This is a genomic window from Nocardioides asiaticus, assembly GCF_040049175.1.
GTDB classification, from domain to species: Bacteria; Actinomycetota; Actinomycetes; order Propionibacteriales; family Nocardioidaceae; genus Nocardioides; species Nocardioides cheoyonin.
In genome coordinates, this window is record NZ_JBDZDM010000008.1 from 179,876 (window position 1) to 196,981 (window position 17,106).

General features: G+C 72.2%; 16 protein-coding genes. 11 read left to right on the top strand and 5 right to left on the bottom strand.

The window, feature by feature from the left end; genetic code table 11:
- Nucleotides 1–44 precede the first annotated feature (44 nt).
- A complete protein-coding gene (locus ABLE53_RS24160; RefSeq protein WP_348861738.1) occupies nt 45–623 on the top strand; it encodes a dihydrofolate reductase family protein in 579 nt (192 codons plus the stop codon).
- A 2-nt stretch (nt 624–625) separates the two neighbouring features.
- On the opposite strand, the gene ABLE53_RS24165 is transcribed toward ABLE53_RS24160, so the two are convergent.
- A complete protein-coding gene (locus tag ABLE53_RS24165) occupies nt 626–1,657 on the bottom strand; it encodes a threonine aldolase family protein (protein WP_348861739.1) in 1,032 nt (343 codons plus the stop codon).
- Nucleotides 1,658–1,675: 18 nt separating this feature from the next.
- Here ABLE53_RS24165 and ABLE53_RS24170 point away from each other — a divergent pair, with 18 nt between their 5' ends.
- A complete protein-coding gene (locus ABLE53_RS24170; protein ID WP_348861740.1) occupies nt 1,676–4,636 on the top strand; it encodes an ATP-binding protein in 2,961 nt (986 codons plus the stop codon).
- On the opposite strand, the gene ABLE53_RS24175 is transcribed toward ABLE53_RS24170, so the two are convergent.
- The 4 genes from ABLE53_RS24175 to ABLE53_RS24190 all read right to left on the bottom strand — a co-directional run bounded on the left by ABLE53_RS24175 (nt 4,618) and on the right by ABLE53_RS24190 (nt 7,909).
- A complete protein-coding gene (locus tag ABLE53_RS24175; protein ID WP_348861741.1) occupies nt 4,618–5,442 on the bottom strand; it encodes an ABC transporter permease in 825 nt (274 codons plus the stop codon). The genes ABLE53_RS24170 and ABLE53_RS24175 overlap by 19 nt on opposite strands.
- On the bottom strand, nt 5,439–6,467 hold the full coding sequence (locus ABLE53_RS24180) for an ATP-binding cassette domain-containing protein (RefSeq protein ID WP_348861742.1): 1,029 nt from the start codon (nt 6,465–6,467) through the stop codon (nt 5,439–5,441). The genes ABLE53_RS24175 and ABLE53_RS24180 overlap by 4 nt, the downstream gene beginning before the upstream one ends.
- A gap of 67 nt (nt 6,468–6,534) precedes the next feature.
- Nucleotides 6,535–7,095 (bottom strand): LOG family protein, encoded by a 561-nt coding sequence (locus tag ABLE53_RS24185; protein WP_348861743.1) that lies wholly within the window; start codon nt 7,093–7,095, stop codon nt 6,535–6,537.
- Nucleotides 7,096–7,105: 10 nt separating this feature from the next.
- The gene (locus ABLE53_RS24190) at nt 7,106–7,909 is read right to left on the bottom strand and encodes a maleylpyruvate isomerase N-terminal domain-containing protein (RefSeq protein WP_348861744.1); all 804 of its coding nucleotides are present in this window, start codon (nt 7,907–7,909) and stop codon (nt 7,106–7,108) included.
- Between the two features lie 116 nt (nt 7,910–8,025).
- Here ABLE53_RS24190 and argC point away from each other — a divergent pair, with 116 nt between their 5' ends.
- The 9 genes from argC to ABLE53_RS24235 are packed head-to-tail and all read left to right on the top strand — an operon-like array spanning nt 8,026 to nt 16,710.
- Nucleotides 8,026–9,069: an N-acetyl-gamma-glutamyl-phosphate reductase gene (argC, locus tag ABLE53_RS24195; RefSeq protein WP_348861745.1), complete on the top strand. Its 1,044-nt coding sequence runs from the start codon at nt 8,026–8,028 to the stop codon at nt 9,067–9,069.
- On the top strand, nt 9,066–9,620 hold the full coding sequence (locus ABLE53_RS24200; protein ID WP_348861746.1) for a hypothetical protein: 555 nt from the start codon (nt 9,066–9,068) through the stop codon (nt 9,618–9,620). The genes argC and ABLE53_RS24200 overlap by 4 nt, the downstream gene beginning before the upstream one ends.
- Nucleotides 9,617–10,564: an acetylglutamate kinase gene (gene argB / locus ABLE53_RS24205; protein WP_348861747.1), complete on the top strand. Its 948-nt coding sequence runs from the start codon at nt 9,617–9,619 to the stop codon at nt 10,562–10,564. Before ABLE53_RS24200 ends, argB begins: the two co-directional genes overlap by 4 nt.
- A complete protein-coding gene (locus tag ABLE53_RS24210) occupies nt 10,561–11,748 on the top strand; it encodes an acetylornithine transaminase (protein WP_348861748.1) in 1,188 nt (395 codons plus the stop codon). The genes argB and ABLE53_RS24210 overlap by 4 nt, the downstream gene beginning before the upstream one ends.
- Nucleotides 11,745–12,677, top strand: a complete 933-nt coding sequence (argF, locus tag ABLE53_RS24215) for an ornithine carbamoyltransferase (protein WP_348861749.1) — start codon at nt 11,745–11,747, stop codon at nt 12,675–12,677. The genes ABLE53_RS24210 and argF overlap by 4 nt, the downstream gene beginning before the upstream one ends.
- Complete coding sequence (locus ABLE53_RS24220) at nt 12,674–13,228, top strand: arginine repressor (protein ID WP_348861750.1); 555 nt, start codon at nt 12,674–12,676, stop codon at nt 13,226–13,228. The genes argF and ABLE53_RS24220 overlap by 4 nt, the downstream gene beginning before the upstream one ends.
- A gap of 7 nt (nt 13,229–13,235) precedes the next feature.
- Nucleotides 13,236–14,666 carry an argininosuccinate synthase gene (argG, locus tag ABLE53_RS24225; RefSeq protein WP_348861751.1) on the top strand — a complete coding sequence of 477 codons (1,431 nt, stop codon included), beginning with the start codon at nt 13,236–13,238 and terminating at the stop codon, nt 14,664–14,666.
- On the top strand, nt 14,666–16,123 hold the full coding sequence (gene argH, locus ABLE53_RS24230; protein WP_348861752.1) for an argininosuccinate lyase: 1,458 nt from the start codon (nt 14,666–14,668) through the stop codon (nt 16,121–16,123). The genes argG and argH overlap by 1 nt, the downstream gene beginning before the upstream one ends.
- Nucleotides 16,120–16,710: a DNA-3-methyladenine glycosylase gene (locus ABLE53_RS24235; RefSeq protein WP_348861753.1), complete on the top strand. Its 591-nt coding sequence runs from the start codon at nt 16,120–16,122 to the stop codon at nt 16,708–16,710. Before argH ends, ABLE53_RS24235 begins: the two co-directional genes overlap by 4 nt.
- The last annotated feature ends 396 nt before the right edge of the window (nt 16,711–17,106 follow it).

The following is a 17,106-nucleotide window of genomic DNA, read 5'->3' on the forward strand; positions in this document are numbered from 1 at the left end:
CGAAGGACGCAGATCCGACGGAGACCGATGGAAGGAGCACCACCATGCGCACGCTCATCGCCTCCGCGTTCGTCTCCGTCGACGGTGTCGTCGACTCGCCCGGCGGCGGCGCGGGTGAGAACCACCGCAGTGCGGGCTGGACGTTCAAGGACATCGAGTTCCTGCCCGAGGCCTACGAGCTCGCGGGCCGCGCGATGCAGGAGGCCTCCGGGCTGATGCTCGGTCGGGTCAGCTACGAGGCGTTCTCCCGGGTCTGGCCCGACATGGAGGACTTCGCCGCGATGAAGGACCGCCCGAAGTACGTCGTCTCCACGACGCTCTCCGACGACGACCTGGTCGGCAACTGGGGCCCGACGACGATCCTGCGCTCTCTCGAGGAGATCGCCGCGCTCAAGGAGACCGACGGCGGGCCGATCTACACCGCCGGGAGCGCGCGGCTCACGAGGGATCTCGGCGACGCCGGCCTCATCGACCGCTACGACCTGCTCGTGTTCCCGGTGCTGCTCGGCGGCGGGAAGCGGATGTTCAGCGAGAGCGACAAGGAGAAGCAGCGGCTCCGGCTCGTCGAGCACGAGGCGTACGCCAACGGGATCCAGAAGCAGGTGTACGAGGTCCTGCGGTGATCTCAGCCGAGCGCCGCCTCCAGGGCGGCGAGCACGGCCTCGACCTCCTGAGCAGTGGTCTCCCAGCTGGTCACGAACCGGACCATGCCGCCCATCCGGTAGAACAGCACGCCGGCCCGCTCGAGCCGGTCGGCGACGTCGTCGGCGAGCACGGCGAAGACCATGTTGACGTCCGGCCGGTTGACCAGCCCCACACCGAGCCGCTCGAGGCCGGCGGCGAGCTCGGCCATCCGCGCGTTGGCGTTGGCCGCGTTGCGGAGCCACAGCCCGTCGCTGAGGTAGGCGATCAGCTGCGCGGACTGGAAGCGCATCTTCGAGGTGACATGGCCGGACCGCTTCGTGCGGTAGACCAGCTCGTCGGCCGCGCGGTCGTCGAAGACCACGATCGCCTCGGCCGAGAGGGCGCCGTTCTTGGTCGCGCCGAGGGAGAGCACGTCCACGCCGGCCCGCCAGGTGAGGTCGGCCGGCGTACAGCCGAGGGCGGCGATCGCATTGCCGAGCCGGGCGCCGTCCATGTGCACGCGCAGGTCGTGCGGCTTGACGACGGCGACGAGCGCCTCCACGTCCGCGACCGGGTAGACGGTGCCGAGGTCGGTGGGCTGGGTGAGCGAGAGCGCGGCCGGCTGGGAGTGGTGCGGGTCGCCCCAGCGGGTGCCGTCGAGCGTCGCCTGGAGCGCGTCGGGCGAGAGCCGGAAGTCGTCGCCGCCGACGCCCTTCATCACCGCTCCGCCGGCGAGGAGCGACGTCGCGCCGCCCTCGCTGTTCATGATGTGGGCGGTCTCGTGGCACAGCACCGAGCCCCACGGGGGGCAGAGCGCGCTGAGGGAGAGCGCGTTGGCCGCCGTACCGCTCGTGACGGGGAAGACCCGGGCCGTCGGGTGCTCGAAGACCTCGCGCACCAGCTCCTCGAGCCGGGCGGTCACCTCGTCCCCGCCGTACGCCAGTGCGGATCCGCCGTTCGCCGCCACGACGGCCTGGAGGATCTCAGGAGTGACGGACGCGGCGTTGTCTGAGCGCAGTTCGATGGGGGTCACGGTGGCATCATCGCTCAGGTGACCAGACTGCGCGTGCTCGACGACGTCGTCTGGGACGGCAGCCCCGTCCCGGGCGAGCGCACTCACGCGCTGCTCCGGGCGCTCGTCGAGGCCGGTCGCCGCGGGCTCAGCGAGTCGGTGCTCGTCGACGAGGTCTGGGGCGACGACCCACCCGCCAACCCGACGAAGGCCCTCCAGGTGGTCGTCTCGCGGGCGCGCGCGGCCACCTGCCCGGAGGCGATCGAGCGCACGCCGCGTGGCTACCGACTCGCGCTCGCCCCCGACGAGGTCGACGCCTGGTCGCTGCGGCCGGAGGCGCTCCGGCTCGCCGCCGAGAGGAGGTACGCCGACGCGCTGCCGCTCCTCGAGCGTGCCGCCGTCCGGGCGGACGACGACGAGGTCGTCGCCGCGCTCCTGCGCGCGGTCGCGGCGGTCCGGGGCGTACCCGCCGCGCTCGAGCGCTACGAGGCCTACCGCTCCGGACTGGCCGACCGGCTCGGTGTCGACCCCGGACCTGAGCTGCGGGCGCTCCACGGCGAGCTGCTCGCCCGCGACCGGCCGGTGCGCTCCGGGGTGCAGTACGACACGACGTCGCTCATCGGGCGCGAGCCGGACGTCGCGGCGGTCTCGGTGATGCTGCGCTCCGCCCGGGTCGTCACACTGCTCGGTGCCGGAGGGCTCGGCAAGACCCGCCTCGCGCGGGTGCTCGCCCGCGAGGCGGAGCAGCCCGTCGTCCACTTCGTCGAGCTCGTCGGCGTGGCCGCCCCGGACGACGTCATCGGTGAGGTCGGGTCGGCCCTGGGGGTGCGCGACTCGGTGAGCGGCCGTCGCATCCTGACCCCCGAGCAGCGCGCCGACGTACGCTCCCGGATCGCGCAGCAGCACGACCAGGCGCCGGCGCTCCTCGTCCTCGACAACTGCGAGCACGTCGTCGGCGCGGTGGCCGACCTCGTCGCCTTCCTCGTCGGCACGGTGCCGAGCCTGCGGGTGCTCACCACCAGCCGGTCGCCGCTGGCGATCGCGGCCGAACGGGTCTACCCGCTCGGCCAGCTCGCCACCGCCGACGGCGTCCGGCTGTTCGAGGAGCGGGCGACCGCCGCACGGCCGGGAGTCGCCCTGCCCGAGGAGACCGTCGCGGAGATCGTCACCCGGCTCGACGGCCTGCCGCTGGCGCTCGAGCTGGCGGCGGTGAAGGTCCGGGTCATGTCGGTCGACGACATCGCCCACCGGCTCTCCAACCGCTTCGAGCTGCTCCGTGGCGGCGACCGCAGCGCCCCCGACCGCCACCAGACCCTGCTCGCCGTCATCGACTGGTCCTGGAACCTCCTCGCCGAGCCCGAGCGGCGCGCCCTCCGCCAGCTCTCCGTCTTCCACGACGGCTTCACCCTCGCCGCCGCCGAGGCGATACTCGGGCCGAGCGCCCTGCACGCGGTCGAGGAGCTCAACGACCAGTCGCTGCTGACTGTGGTCGACACGCCCTTCGGCGTGCGCTACCGGATGCTCGAGACGGTCAGGGAGTTCGGCCGGATGCAGCTCGTTGACGCGGGGGAGGAGGACGAGGCCCGTCTGGCGCAGCGCACCTGGGCCGCGGCGTACGCCGACGAGTACGCCGGCCGCCTCTACGGAAACGCCCAGCCGGAGGCGATGGACGCGCTCCGGGCGGAGGAGAGCAACCTCGCCGACGTGCTCCGACAGGCGCTCGCCGAACCCGACCCGGAGGCGGCGGTCAGGATCTTCGCCGCACTCGGCGCGTACTGGACGATCGCCGGCGACCACCCGCGCGTCTTCACCCTCATCAGCGCCCTCGCCGCCACCCTCGGCGACTGGACGCCGCCGGAGGAGCTCGTCGACAAGACCCGGCTGACCGTCGGGCTGCTGATCTTCGGGGCGACCCTCGGCTCACCGTCCGACGCTGCCCAGCTGCGCAAGCTGGTGGAGCGGCTCGGCACCGACTCGGCGAGCCCGCCGCTGCGCGCGCTCCTCACGATCATGCTCGCCCTCGGCGACGGGTCCGGCGACGAGCTCCGCGCCAAGCTGGACGAGCTGACGGACGACGCCGACCACGCCGCCCGCGGGGTCGCCTACATCTTCCGCGCCCACGAGAAGGAGAACTTCGGCGACCCGCGGGCCGCGCTCGATGCGGCGAGCCACGCGCTCGCGCTCATCCGCGAGGACGACCCACCGTGGAACGCCGCGACCCTGCACGCCCAGGTCGCCGGCCTGCACGCCCAGCTCGGAGAACTCGCGAAGGCGGCGACCCACGCCGCCGCGGCGCGCCCCGTGCTCGAGCGGCTCGGTGCCGGCGACGACGTCCTCCAGGTCACCGCGATCCTCGCGATGGCTGCCCTCGAGTCCGGCCGTGTCGACGAGGCCGCCCGGCTGGTCGAGGAGATCGACGACCGCGGCACTGCCGCGTTCGGCGCGCGCGGTGCCGTCGTCGCGGCCCGTGCCGAGCTCGCCCTCGCGCGGGGCGAGATCGCCGAGGGGCTGGCGCTCTACCGCGAGGCGGCGGAGGTCCTGCGGACCGTTCGGTTCCCGGGTGTCACCGACGGCTTCGCGCTGCTGCCGTGGGTCGTGGTGTCGGAGGCGACCGCACTGGCGGCGTACGCCCGCTTCGGCGCCGGCGACGACGGTGTCGACCTCTACGACTCCCTGGCCGAGAAGGCCAGGCCCGCCCTCGAGGTCGCGACGCCGATCCTCGACTACCCCGTGGCCGGGACGCTCTTCTTCGGGACCGGGCTGTGGGCGCTCCTGCGCGGCGCGCTCGCGCCGGAGGACGCCGTACGCCTGCTGGTCATCGCGGAGCGCTTCGCCTACACCCGGATGGCGCCGGCGATGCGCTGGGAGAAAGCGGTCGAGGACGCCGAGCGCATCGCGCCCGGCGCCGTCGCCAGGATCGAGGAGGAGTACGCCGACCGTCGCGGCCCGGCGCTCCTCGACGAGGCCCTGGACGTGGTGACTCACATCTTCCGGCTGTAGGACCTCACCGAGAGCGGCAGGAAGATCGCCACGACGATCGCGCAGCCGAGCAGCGCCCAGCCGACCTCGCCGGTGAACGAGCCGTTGTTGATCAGGTCCCGGACCGCCGTGACGACGTGGGAGAGCGGGTTGACCTTGACGAAGCCCTGGAGCCAGCCCGGCATCGTGTCCGGGTCGACGAACGCGTTGGACATGAACGACAGCGGGAACATGATCAGCATCGCCGTGCCCTGCACCGCCTGCGCGGTCCGCATGACGGTGCCGAGCCAGGTGAAGATCCACGCCAGCGACCAGGCCGCGATGATCGTGAGCGCCCAGCCGGCGATCGTCCCGCCGACGCCGCCACCGGGGCGATAGCCCATCGCGATGCCCACCAGGATGGTGAGCGTCGCGGCGATGACGTAGCGCAGGATGTCCGCGATCGCCGGCCCGGCCAGCGGCGCGATCCGGGCGATCGGCAGCGACTTGAACCTGTCGAAGACGCCCTTGTCCATGTCCTCGCGCAGCTGCGTGCCGGTGGCCATGCAGGTCGTGATGGCGGTCTGGGCGAGGATGCCCGGGATGATCGTCGGCATGTAGTCGGAGACGCTGCCGGAGATGGCCCCGCCGAAGATGTAGGTGAACATCGCGGTGAAGAGCAGCGGCTGCAGCGTCACGTCCATGAACTGCTCCGGGTTGCGGCGCATCTTGAGCAGCGCGCGCCACGCGAACGCGAGCGTCTGGCGTACGGCGTCGCCGGGCGAGGGCCGCGGCGAGAGCACCCGGTCCAGGGTCAGGTCGGGCAGCTCGGCGGTTGCGGCGGTCATGACGCCACCTCCTCGGTCTCGTTCTGGTTGTCGGTGTCGTTCTCGGCGTCCTCGGTGTGGTGGCCGGTGATCGCGAGGAAGACCTCGTCGAGCGTCGGCTGGCGTACGGCGGCGGTGCTGATGCCCAGGCCCGCCTGGCGCAGCGCGATGAGCACGTCGGCGGCGCGGTTGGCGTCGGTCATCGCGACGTTGAGGCCGCCCGCCTCGGGGGTGAGGACCGGCTCGGTGCCGAGCACGCTCTCGACCAGCTGGGCAGCCATCGCGGTGTGGTCCTTGTCCTCGAGCCGCAGGTGGAGCGTGGACTCGCCGACCGACCCCTTGAGCTCGTCGGAGGTGCCCTCCGCGACCTTGAGGCCGCGGTCGATGACGGCGATCCGGTCGGCGAGCTGGTCGGCCTCGTCGAGGTACTGCGTGGTGAGCAATACCGTCGAGCCGCCGGCGACGAGCCCGCGGATGGTCTCCCACATCTGCCCGCGGGTGCGCGGGTCGAGACCCGTGGTGGGCTCGTCGAGGAAGATCAGCGGCGGCCGCGAGATGAGCGAGGCGGCGAGGTCGAGCCGGCGCCGCATGCCGCCGGAGAACTTCCCGAGCTGCCGGTTGGCGGCCTCGGTCAGCCCGAAGCTCTCGAGGAGCTCCTCGGCGGTGCGCGCCGCGCGGCGGCGGGAGAGCCCGAGGAGCTGACCGAACAGGAGCAGGTTCTCCTTGCCGGTGAGGTTCTCGTCGACCGACGCGTACTGTCCGGTCACGCCGACCAGCTGCCGCACCTGGTGCGGGTGCCGCTTGACGTCGACGCCGAAGATGCTGGCCTCACCCTGGTCGATGGGCAGCAAGGTGGCGAGCATCTTGAGGGTCGTGGTCTTGCCGGCGCCGTTCGGTCCGAGGACGCCGTACACCTCGCCCCGGCGGATCTCGAGGTCGATCCCGTCGACCGCGTTGAAGTTGCCGAAGCTCTTGACCAGACCCCGGGCCTGCACTGCCAGGTCGGTGGCAGTCACACTGGCGGTGGTGGGTGCAGAGGAGTTCATGCCACCACCATGAGGGGGCCCGGTTTCACCGCGCCTTCATGACGGTTTCAGCGGCGGCCGGCTGGTTTCAGCGGGCCTGCTCCAGACGGAGGAGCACGTCGTCGAGATCGTCGCCGACGACGAGCTGCTCGACGGCGGGGCCGTGCATGAAGCCGGCCTCGGCGATGCGCCGCATCATCTCGACGAGCGGGTCCCAGAACCCGCCGACGTTGAAGAGCCCGACCGGCTTGCCGTGCAGCGAGAGGGTCTGCCAGGTCCAGACCTCGAAGAGCTCCTCCAGCGTCCCGAGGCCACCGGGCAGCGCGAGGAACGCCTCGGCGCGGTCGGCCATCAGCGCCTTGCGCTCGTGCATCGTGTCGACCACGACGGTCTCGACGCCCGGCTCCCGGTGGTCGCCCACCCGGCCCCACTCGCGCTCGACCATGAACCGCGGGATCACGCCGAAGACCCGGCCGCCACCGTCGATCACGCCCTGCGAGACGCGACCCATGAGGCCACCGCCGCCGGCGCCGTACACCAGCTCGACGTCGCGCTCTGCGAGCCCGCGCCCGACGGCGTACGCCGCCTCCGCGAGCGCGGGGTCGTTGCCGTCACGGGAGCCGAGGAAGACCGCGAGCCGAGAGATCACGAACGGCAGGCTAGGTGATCGGCTGCCCGAGGAGCTCGCGCAGCCGGTCGTAGATCGCGAGATCGCCGGTCACCGTGATGCGCTCGTCGCCGCGGCGGTGCCAGAGCCACGCGTCGAGGTCGTCGGCCGTCCCGCTGACCACGGCGTCCGCCGGCACGCCGGGGTCCGGTACGACGTGGGCGTCGCTCTCGCCCGAGATCGTCTCGCCGCCGTCGGGCCGGGTGCCGGAGAAGAGCCCCAGCTGGGTCCACACCGAGCCGCCGGCGTCGCGGGCCCGGAACTCGACGTAATGGGGGAGTGGGTCGAACCTGCCCCACGGTGGCAGCCCGCCGTACATCACGTCGAGACACTCGTCCACGCCGTCGAGCGCCAGCGCCGGGTCGAGCGGTGCCACGGCGCTCCCGGCGACCAGCTCCGCATCGAGCCGGTGGATCGCCGCCTCGTGGGCCTGCCGGCGGATGATGAAGGCGACGTTCTGGTCGTCGGGGCCCGACCAGGTGTAGGCCGGCTCGCTCGGGTCGGCCGCCGTCAGCGTCTGCACGAGCCGCGCGCTGGCGTCGTCGAAGAACGCCAGCAGCCCGTCGTACGACGCAGGCCGGGGCGGGTCCGGCTCCGGGTCCGGGTTCTTCGGCCGGCTGAGCACGACCTCGCTCCAGGTGTTCTGCACCTCGCCGAGGTGCCAGAGCAGGTCGGCGGCGGTCCAGTCCGGCGCGGTCGGCACCGGCCTCTCGGGGTCGCACCCGGTGAGCGCGGCCCGGAAGCGGGCCGACTCGGCGCGGAGGTGGTCGAGGTAGGTCGGGAAGGGCAGCCTCATGACGCGAACCTAGAGCGACATCCGGACGACCGGCATCCGCAATGTCGTAGTTCTTCGCCCGCCGTATTTCGAGACGATTACACAAGGTCATGCATCGCTCTGTATAGTCATTCAGCATGACGAGCCAGAGCCGCAAGAAGAGCGTCGCCGTCGCCGGCGCCAGTGGGTACGCCGGGGGCGAGCTCCTCCGCCTGCTCCTGTCGCACCCCGATGTCGAGATCGGGACCGTGACGGCCCACAGCAACGCGGGGGAAACGCTGGGCAGCCTCCAGCCCCATCTGCTGCCGCTCGCCGACCGCGTGCTCGCGGAGACCACGGTCGAGAACCTCAGCGGTCACGACGTCGTCTTCCTCGCGCTCCCGCACGGCCAGTCCGGCGCCGTCGCCGCCCAGCTGCCCGAGTCCACCGTCGTCATCGACTGCGGCGCCGACTTCCGGCTGCAGGACGCGGGCGCATGGGAGCAGTTCTACGGCAGCGAGCACGCCGGCACGTGGCCCTACGGCCTGCCCGAGCTCCCCGGCCAGCGCACGAGGCTCGCCGGCGCGAGCCGGATCGCCGTCCCCGGCTGCTATCCGACCGTCTCCACCCTCACCCTCGCCCCGGCCGTCGAGGCCGGGATCGTCGAGCCGGAGGTCGTGGTCGTGGCCGCGTCGGGCACGAGCGGCGCTGGCAAGAGCCCGAAGCCGCACCTGCTCGGCTCCGAGATCATGGGCAACGCCAGCGCCTACGGCGTCGGCGGCACCCACCGCCACACCCCCGAGATCACGCAGAACCTCTCCGGCCTCATCGACGGCGCCGTCGCCGTCTCCTTCACCCCGCTGCTGGTCCCGATGCCGCGCGGCATCCTCGCCACCTGCAGCGCGAAGCTGAAGCCCGGCGTCACCGCCGACGAGGCCCGCGCGGTCTACGAGAAGGCGTACGCCGAGGAGCGCTTCGTCCACGTGCTGCCCGAGGGGCAGTGGCCGCAGACCCAGTCGGTGATCGGCTCCAACGCCGTCCAGCTCCAGGTGACGGTCGACGAGGCGGCCGGGCGGCTCGTCGCCGTCGGCGTGATCGACAACCTCACCAAGGGCACGGCCGGTGGCGCGATCCAGTCGATGAACCTCGCCCTCGGGCTCGACGAGGCCACCGGCCTCTCCACGGTCGGTCTGGCCCCGTGACCCTGCCGAACGGCTTCGCCACCGCTGTCGTCGGCGAGGTCACGCTGCTCGTCTCCGAGGGCCCGTCGTACGCCGCCGCCGGGCTGCTCCCCGGCGGCTCCGACGCCGTCCTGTGGACCGGTCAGGTGGCGAGCGACGGCCTCGTCCGGGCCGTCGCCGTCGACCCGCAGGCGGCGTCTCCGGAGGAGCCCACCTCTCCGGAGGGCTTCCAGCACGTCCACCGCGTCGCCGAGCAGGCCGCCGCGTGCCTCGGCATCGGCGCCGTCGACGTCGCCGTGCTGCCGGGCTCGCCCGATCCGGCCCGCACCGTCCACCGCGACGGCTGGTCGGTCGCGGCGCTCGGCACCGGCCACGCCGTCGTACTCCTGACCGACGCGGATCTCCCCGTCACCGCTCTCGAGGCGGCGCTCGGGGACCTCCCGACGGTGCGGCCGGTCCTCCTCCTCGCCGGCGGAGCCGCCGGCACGACGCCCCCCGCCGCCGAGCTCGCCACGGCCCTGGCCGAGGCGCTCGACCACTCCGTCCACGACACCCCCGCCTACCACTCATGAGCACCCTGGATATCGACACCGTGTCCCACGACCCCGGCAAGCCGGACCCGGCGAAGGCGCGCACCCTCGCCGCGGCCCTGCCCTGGCTGAAGCGCTACCACGGCAAGATCGTGGTGGTGAAGTACGGCGGCAACGCCATGACCGACGAGTCGCTGAAGCAGGCCTTCGCGGAGGACATCGCGTTCCTGCGCTTCGCCGGGTTCAAGCCGGTCGTCGTCCACGGCGGCGGTCCGCAGATCTCGACCATGCTCGACCGGCTGGGCATCGAGTCGGAGTTCCGCGGCGGCCTGCGGGTCACCACGCCCGAGGCGATGGACGTCGTACGCATGGTGCTCGTCGGCCAGGTCCAGCGCGAGCTGGTCGGGCTGATCAACTCCCACGGGCCGCTCGCGGTCGGCCTGTCGGGGGAGGACGCCGGGCTGTTCACCGCGGAGCCGGCGAGCACGATCGTCGACGGCGAGGAGGTCGACCTCGGCCAGGTGGGCGAGGTCGTCGGCGTACGCCCGGAGTCGGTCCTCGACCTCATCGAGGCCGGCCGGATCCCGGTCGTCTCCAGCGTCGCGCCCGACGTCGACGGCACCGTCTACAACGTCAACGCCGACCTCGCCGCCTCCGCGCTGGCGGTGGCGCTGAAGGCCGAGAAGCTGCTCGTCCTCACCGACGTCGAGGGGCTCTACCTCGACTGGCCGGACCCCGAGGAGGTCATCGGCGAGATCAGCCCCGAGACGCTCGAGGGGATCCTGCCGTCGCTCGCCAGCGGGATGATCCCGAAGATGGGGGCCTGCCTGCAGGCGGTGAAGGGCGGTGTCGCCCGCGCGACCGTCGTCGACGGCCGCCAGCCGCACTCGGTCCTGCTCGAGCTGTTCACCGACGAGGGCGTCGGCACGCAGGTGCTGCCCGGCGTCGAGACCAAGACCCGCAAAGCCAGGGAGATCGCGAAGTGACCACCTACACCGACCGCTACCAGAGCGCCCTCATGAACGCGTTCGGCAAGCCCAAGCTCGCGCTGGTGCGCGGCGAGGGCGCCCACGTCTGGGACGAGGACGGCAAGGAGTACGTCGACTTCCTCGGCGGGATCGCCGTCAACGCGCTCGGCCACGCCCACCCGGCGCTGGTCTCGGCCGTGACCGAGCAGATCTCGACCCTCGGCCACATCTCCAACTTCTTCACCAGCGGTCCGCAGGTCGAGCTCGCCGAGAAGCTGCTGGCGCTCGTGCCCGGAGGTGCGGGCGGGAAGGTCTTCTTTGCGAACTCCGGCACCGAGGCCAACGAGGCCGCCTTCAAGCTGACCCGCAAGACCGGCCGCACCCACCTCGTGGCCGCCGAGGGCGCCTTCCACGGCCGCACCCTCGGCGCTCTCGCGCTGACCTCGAAGGAGGCCTACCGCGCGCCGTTCGAGCCGCTGCCGGGCGAGGTCACCTTCGTCCCCTACGGCGACGCCGACGCGCTCGCGGCCGCCGTCACCGACGAGACCGCGGCGATCGTCCTCGAGCCGATCCAGGGCGAGGCCGGCGTCGTCGTCCCGCCCGAGGGCTACCTCGCCGCCGCCCGCCGGATCGCCGACGAGCACGGCGCGCTGCTGTGGCTCGACGAGGTGCAGTCCGGCATGGGCCGCACCGGCCACTGGCTCGCCCACGAGACCACCGGCGTCACCGCCGACATCGTCACGCTCGCCAAGGGCCTCGGCGGCGGGTTCCCGATCGGCGCCTGCATCGGCCTCGGCCGGGCGGCCACCCTGTTCGAGCCGGGCAACCACGGCACCACGTTCGGCGGCAACCCGGTCGGGTGCGCGGCCGGCCTCGCCGTCGTACGCACCATCGAGCAGGACGGCATCCTCGAGCACGTCACCGTCCTCGGCCAGAAGCTCCGCGACGGCATCGCCGCCGACCCGCGGGTCGCGACAGTGGAGGGCGAGGGTCTCTTCGTCGGCGTGGTACTCCCAGAGGTGGACACCGCGAAGGTCGTCGCCGCGGCGCTCGAGGCCGGCTTCATCCTCAACAACGCCACCCCCGACCGGATCCGGCTGGTGCCACCGCTGGTCGTCACGCAGGACGACGTCGAGGCGCTGCTCGCCGCATGGCCGGCCATCCTCGACGCCGCGCAGGACAGCTCACAGGAGCAGCAATGAGGCACTTTCTGCGGGACGACGACCTCACGCCCGAGGAGCAGGCGGAGGTCCTCGACCTCGCCGCCGCGATGAAGGCCGACCCGTACGCCGCCAAGCCGCTCGCGGGACCCGTCACCGTCGCGACTATCTACGACAAGCCGACGCTGCGGACCCAGGCGTCGTTCGCTGCCGGGATCGCCGAGCTCGGCGGCTTCCCGATGCTCGTCGACGGCATCCTGGCCGCGATCGGCATCCGCGAATCGGTGCCCGACGTCGCCCGCATCCTCGGCCGGCAGGCCGGCGAGATCGTGTGGCGCACCTTCGCCCAGGGCAACCTCGAGCAGATGGCGTCGTACGCCGGAGTGCCGGTCGTCAACGCGCTGACCGATGAGTTCCACCCCTGCCAGCTCCTCGCCGACCTGCTGACCCTGCGCGAGCACAAGGGCGAGCTCCGCGGGCTGACGGTGACCTTCCTCGGTGACGCGGCCTGCAACATGGGCAACTCCTACGCGCTCGCCGGCGCGCTCGCGGGCCTGCACGTCCGCTTCGGCGCCCCCGAGGGCTACACCCCCGACGCCGACGTCCTGGCGCGGGCGGCGGAGATCTGCGCCGGCACCGGCGGCAGCATCACCCTCGACCAGGACCCGATCAAGGCCGCGGCCGGCGCCGACGTGCTCGTCACCGACACCTGGGTCTCGATGGGCAAGGAGGACGAGAAGGCGGAGCGCGAGGCGGTCTTCTCGCCGTACGCCCTCACCCAGGAGCTCGTCGACCACGCCCACCCGGACGCCGTCGTCATGCACTGCCTGCCGGCCTACCGCGGCAAGGAGATCGCCGCCGCAGTCCTCGACGGCCCACGCAGCATCGTCTGGGACGAGGCGGAGAACCGCCGCCACGCCCAGAAGGCGATCCTCGCCTTCCTCTGGGAGCGACGCGGAGCACACGTATGACGGAGCAGGCCCTCCGCCCGGCGACCAAGAACGCCCGTCACCGGCTCATCGTGGAGATCGTGAGCACCCACGAGGTGCGCTCCCAGAGCGAGCTGGCCGACCTCCTGGCCGGCCGCGGCGTCCAGGTCACGCAGGCGACGCTGTCCCGCGACCTCGTCGAGCTCGACGCGGTCAAGGTCCGCTCGACCACCGGCGCGCTCGTCTACGCCGTCCCCGGCGAGGGCGGCGACCGCCGTGCCGTCGCCCCGCAGGAGTCGGCGGCGGCGCGCGGCCGGCTCGCCCGGCTGTGCGCCGAGCTGCTGGTGAGCGCAGAGGCCAGCTCCAACCTCGTCGTCCTGCGTACGCCGCCGGGCGCGGCCCAGTTCCTGGCATCCGCGTTCGACAAGGCCGAGTTCCCCGAGATCCTCGGCACCATCGCCGGCGACGACACCGTCCTCGTGATCGGCCGCGACCCCGTCGGAGGCGACGACCTGGCGAGGCGGTTCCTGGCGCTCGCCGACCACACCCGGGCGCACACCCACGCCACCCTGATCAGCACCGAAGAGGAGTAACCACCACGTGAGCAAGGTCCTGACCTCCCTGCCCAAGGGAGAGCGCGTCGGCATCGCCTTCTCCGGAGGACTCGACACCTCCGTCGCGGTCGCCTGGATGCGCGACAGAGGCGCGGTCCCGTGCACCTACACCGCCGACATCGGACAGTACGACGAGCCCGACATCGCCGGCGTACCCGACCGTGCGCTGCAGTACGGCGCCGAGCTCGCCCGCGCGATCGACATCAAGCCGCAGCTGGTCGAGGAGGGCCTGGCCGCGCTCGCCTGCGGCGCCTTCCACATCCGCTCCGGCGGACGCGCCTACTTCAACACCACTCCGCTCGGGCGCGCCGTCACCGGCACGATGCTCGTCCGCGCGATGCACGAGGACGACGTCAACATCTGGGGCGACGGCTCGACGTTCAAGGGCAACGACATCGAGCGGTTCTACCGCTACGGCCTGATGGCCAACCCCGAGCTGCGCATCTACAAGCCGTGGCTCGACGCCGACTTCGTCAGCGAGCTCGGCGGCCGCCACGAGATGAGCGCCTGGCTCGTCGAGCACGGCCTGCCCTACCGGGACTCCGCCGAGAAGGCGTACTCCACCGACGCCAACATCTGGGGCGCCACCCACGAGGCGAAGACCCTCGAGCACCTCGACGTCTCGCTCGAGACCGTCGAGCCGATCATGGGGGTGAGGTTCTGGGACCCGAGCGTCGCCATCGAGCCCGAGGACGTCTCGGTCACCTTCGAGGCCGGCCGGCCGGTCGCCATCAACGGGCGGCGGTACGACGATGCGGTGGCCCTCGTGAGGGAGGCCAACGCGGTGGGCGGGCGCCACGGTCTCGGCATGTCCGACCAGATCGAGAACCGCATCATCGAGGCGAAGTCCCGCGGCATCTACGAGGCGCCCGGCATGGCGCTGCTCTGGACCGCCTACGAGCGGCTGCTCAACGCGGTCCACAACGAGGACACCATCGAGAACTACCACCTCGACGGCCGCAAGCTCGGCCGGCTGCTCTACGAGGGACGCTGGCTCGACCCGCAGGCGCTGATGCTGCGCGAGTCGATCCAGCGCTGGATCGCCTCGCTCGTGACCGGCACCGTGACGCTGCGGCTGCGCCGGGGCGAGGACTACACCATCCTGCGGACCGACGGCCCTGCGCTGTCCTACCACCCCGAGAAGCTGTCGATGGAGCGGGTCGAGAACGCCGCCTTCGGCCCGACCGACCGGATCGGCCAGCTGACGATGCGCAACCTCGACATCGCCGACAGCCGCGCCAAGCTCGAGGCGTACGCCGCCCAGCCGCTCGACCAGGGCCAGGTGCTCGTCGAGCACGGCACCCTGTTCGGCGAGCTCCCCGCGGGCGGTTACGACCGGATCTCGGCGAACCCGGCGCTCAAGGGTGACGAGGAGGCTGCGCTCGACGAGGCAGCGATGGAGTTCGGGACCGACTGATGAGCACGACGAACGAGGGCAGGCTCTGGGGCGGCCGCTTCTCGGGCGGCCCCAGCCCGGAGCTCGAGGCGCTGTCCCGCTCGACGCAGTTCGACTGGCGGCTGGCGCTCTACGACATCGCCGGCTCGCATGCCCACGCCAAGGCGCTCGGCGCGGCCGGGCTGCTCACCGGCGAGGAGGAGAGCGAGCTGCACCGCGGCCTCGACGTCCTCGCCGAGCGCTGGACCAGCGGGGCGCTCCAGCCGGGGGACTCGGACGAGGACGTGCACGGCGCGCTGGAGCGGCTGTTGATCGAGGAGGTCGGCCCGGACGTCGGTGGCAAGCTGCGCGCCGGGCGGTCGCGCAACGACCAGATCGCCACGCTCTTCCGCTCCTATCTGCTCGACCACTCGCTGGCCATCTCCGGACTGGTGCTCGACCTGGTCGACGCCCTCGCCGACCAGGCGGAGTCGAGCTTCGGCGCGATCATGCCGGGGCGCACGCACCTCCAGCACGCCCAGCCGGTGCTGCTCAGCCACCACCTGCTGGCGCACGCGTGGGCGCTGCTGCGCGACGTCGACCGGCTGCAGGACTGGCGACGCAGGGTCGAGTCGGACTCGCCGTACGGCTCCGGCGCGCTCGCCGGCCAGTCGCTCGGCCTCGACCCCGAGCTGGTCGCGCGCGAGCTCAACTTCACCGGCTCCACGGCCAACTCCATCGACGGCACCGCCGCTCGCGACTTCGTCGCCGAGTTCGCTTACGTCGCGGCGCAGACCGGCATCGACATCAGCCGGATCGCCGAGGAGGTCATCCTGTGGGCGACCAAGGAGTTCGGCTTCGTGACGCTGCACGACTCCTGGTCGACGGGGTCGTCGATCATGCCGCAGAAGAAGAACCCGGACGTCTCCGAGCTGGCCCGGGGCAAGGCCGGTCGGCTGGTCGGGAACCTGACCGGCCTGCTGACCACCCTCAAGGCGCTCCCGCTGGCCTACAACCGCGATCTGCAGGAGGACAAGGAACCGGTCTTCGACTCCGTCGACACGCTCGAGGTTCTCCTGCCCGCGTTCACCGGCCAGATCGCCACGCTCACCTTCGACACCGCCCGGATGGCCGAGCTCGCGCCGCAGGGGTTCTCCCTGGCCACCGACATCGCCGAGTGGCTGGTGCGGCAGGGGACGCCCTTCCGGATCGCCCACGAGCTGGCCGGCGCCTGTGTACGCGCCGCCGAGGCACGTGGCGTGGAGCTGGACGGCCTGACCGACGAGGAGTTCGCCGCGATCTCGCCGGCGCTGACCCCCGACGTACGCCTCGTGCTCACCGCCGAGGGCTCCGTCGCCTCGCGCAACGGCCGGGGCGGCACCGCGCCCGACCGGGTCAAGGAGCAGCTCGCCGAGGCGCGGGCGCGCAGCAGCGCCTTCAGGGCGGAGCGCGCCGCTGTCGAGGACCGGGCCGGCGGCCGGTCGTCGGACCCTTCGTGAGCCGGCTCGCCGAGCTGCTCAGCGAGCGCCCCGAGGTAGTCGCACCGCGGCTCCTCGGGGCGCTGCTGACCCGGGGCGGTGTCACCGTCCGGCTGACCGAGGTGGAGGCGTACGCCGGCGACAGCGACCCCGGCTCCCACGCCTTCCGGGGCCGTACGCCGCGCAACGCCGTGATGTTCGGTCCCGCCGGCCGGCTCTACACCTACTTCACCTACGGGATGCACGTCTGTGCCAACGTCGTCTGCGGACCGGAGGGCCAGGCCTCGGCCGTCCTCCTGCGTGCGGGTGAGGTGGTCGACGGACTCGACGTCGCTCACGGCCGCCGCCTCGGCGCACCCGACCGCGACCTGGCGCGCGGGCCCGCACGCCTGTGCCGCGCACTGGGCATCACCCTCGACGACAACGGCGCAGACCTGGCGGGGGAGGACCTGCATCTCGAGCTCCCGGCCAGCCCGGCGACGGCGTACGCCACGGGCCCGCGGGTGGGCCTCCGCGGCGCCCCCGAGCGCCCCTGGCGGTTCTGGCTCCAGGGTGACCCGACGGTCTCCGTCTACCGCCCGGCCAAGGGCCTGCGCCGCCCCGGCTGAGCGCGATCCGGGGACTCCGACGACCTCCGTACGCCGGTGGTGCCCCCCGATTTGATGCCCCCGACACGTGTGTGTAATGTTCTTCTTGTCGCCGCGAGCGGCGCCCGAGTCGGGCCGAAAGGCCACCTGGACCGGGCTCCTGCACGCGCCGACACCGGTCTGTCAGACCCGCAGCGCTCGGCGGTCACGCCGAGTTGACGGAGCAAGACCAGATCGGTAAGTTACTGCAGGTTGCCCCGCAGCCGAGGGCCACGAAAGGTGGCCTGAAGCACGGTGCGCGTGTGATTCTTGAGAACTCAACAGTGTGTCAATAGTCGACGAATTAGTTTGTTGTGCCCTGTCTTCTGCGCCTTTGTGGTGTGGGGGATGGTTTCTTTGACAGTGATTCTGATGGAC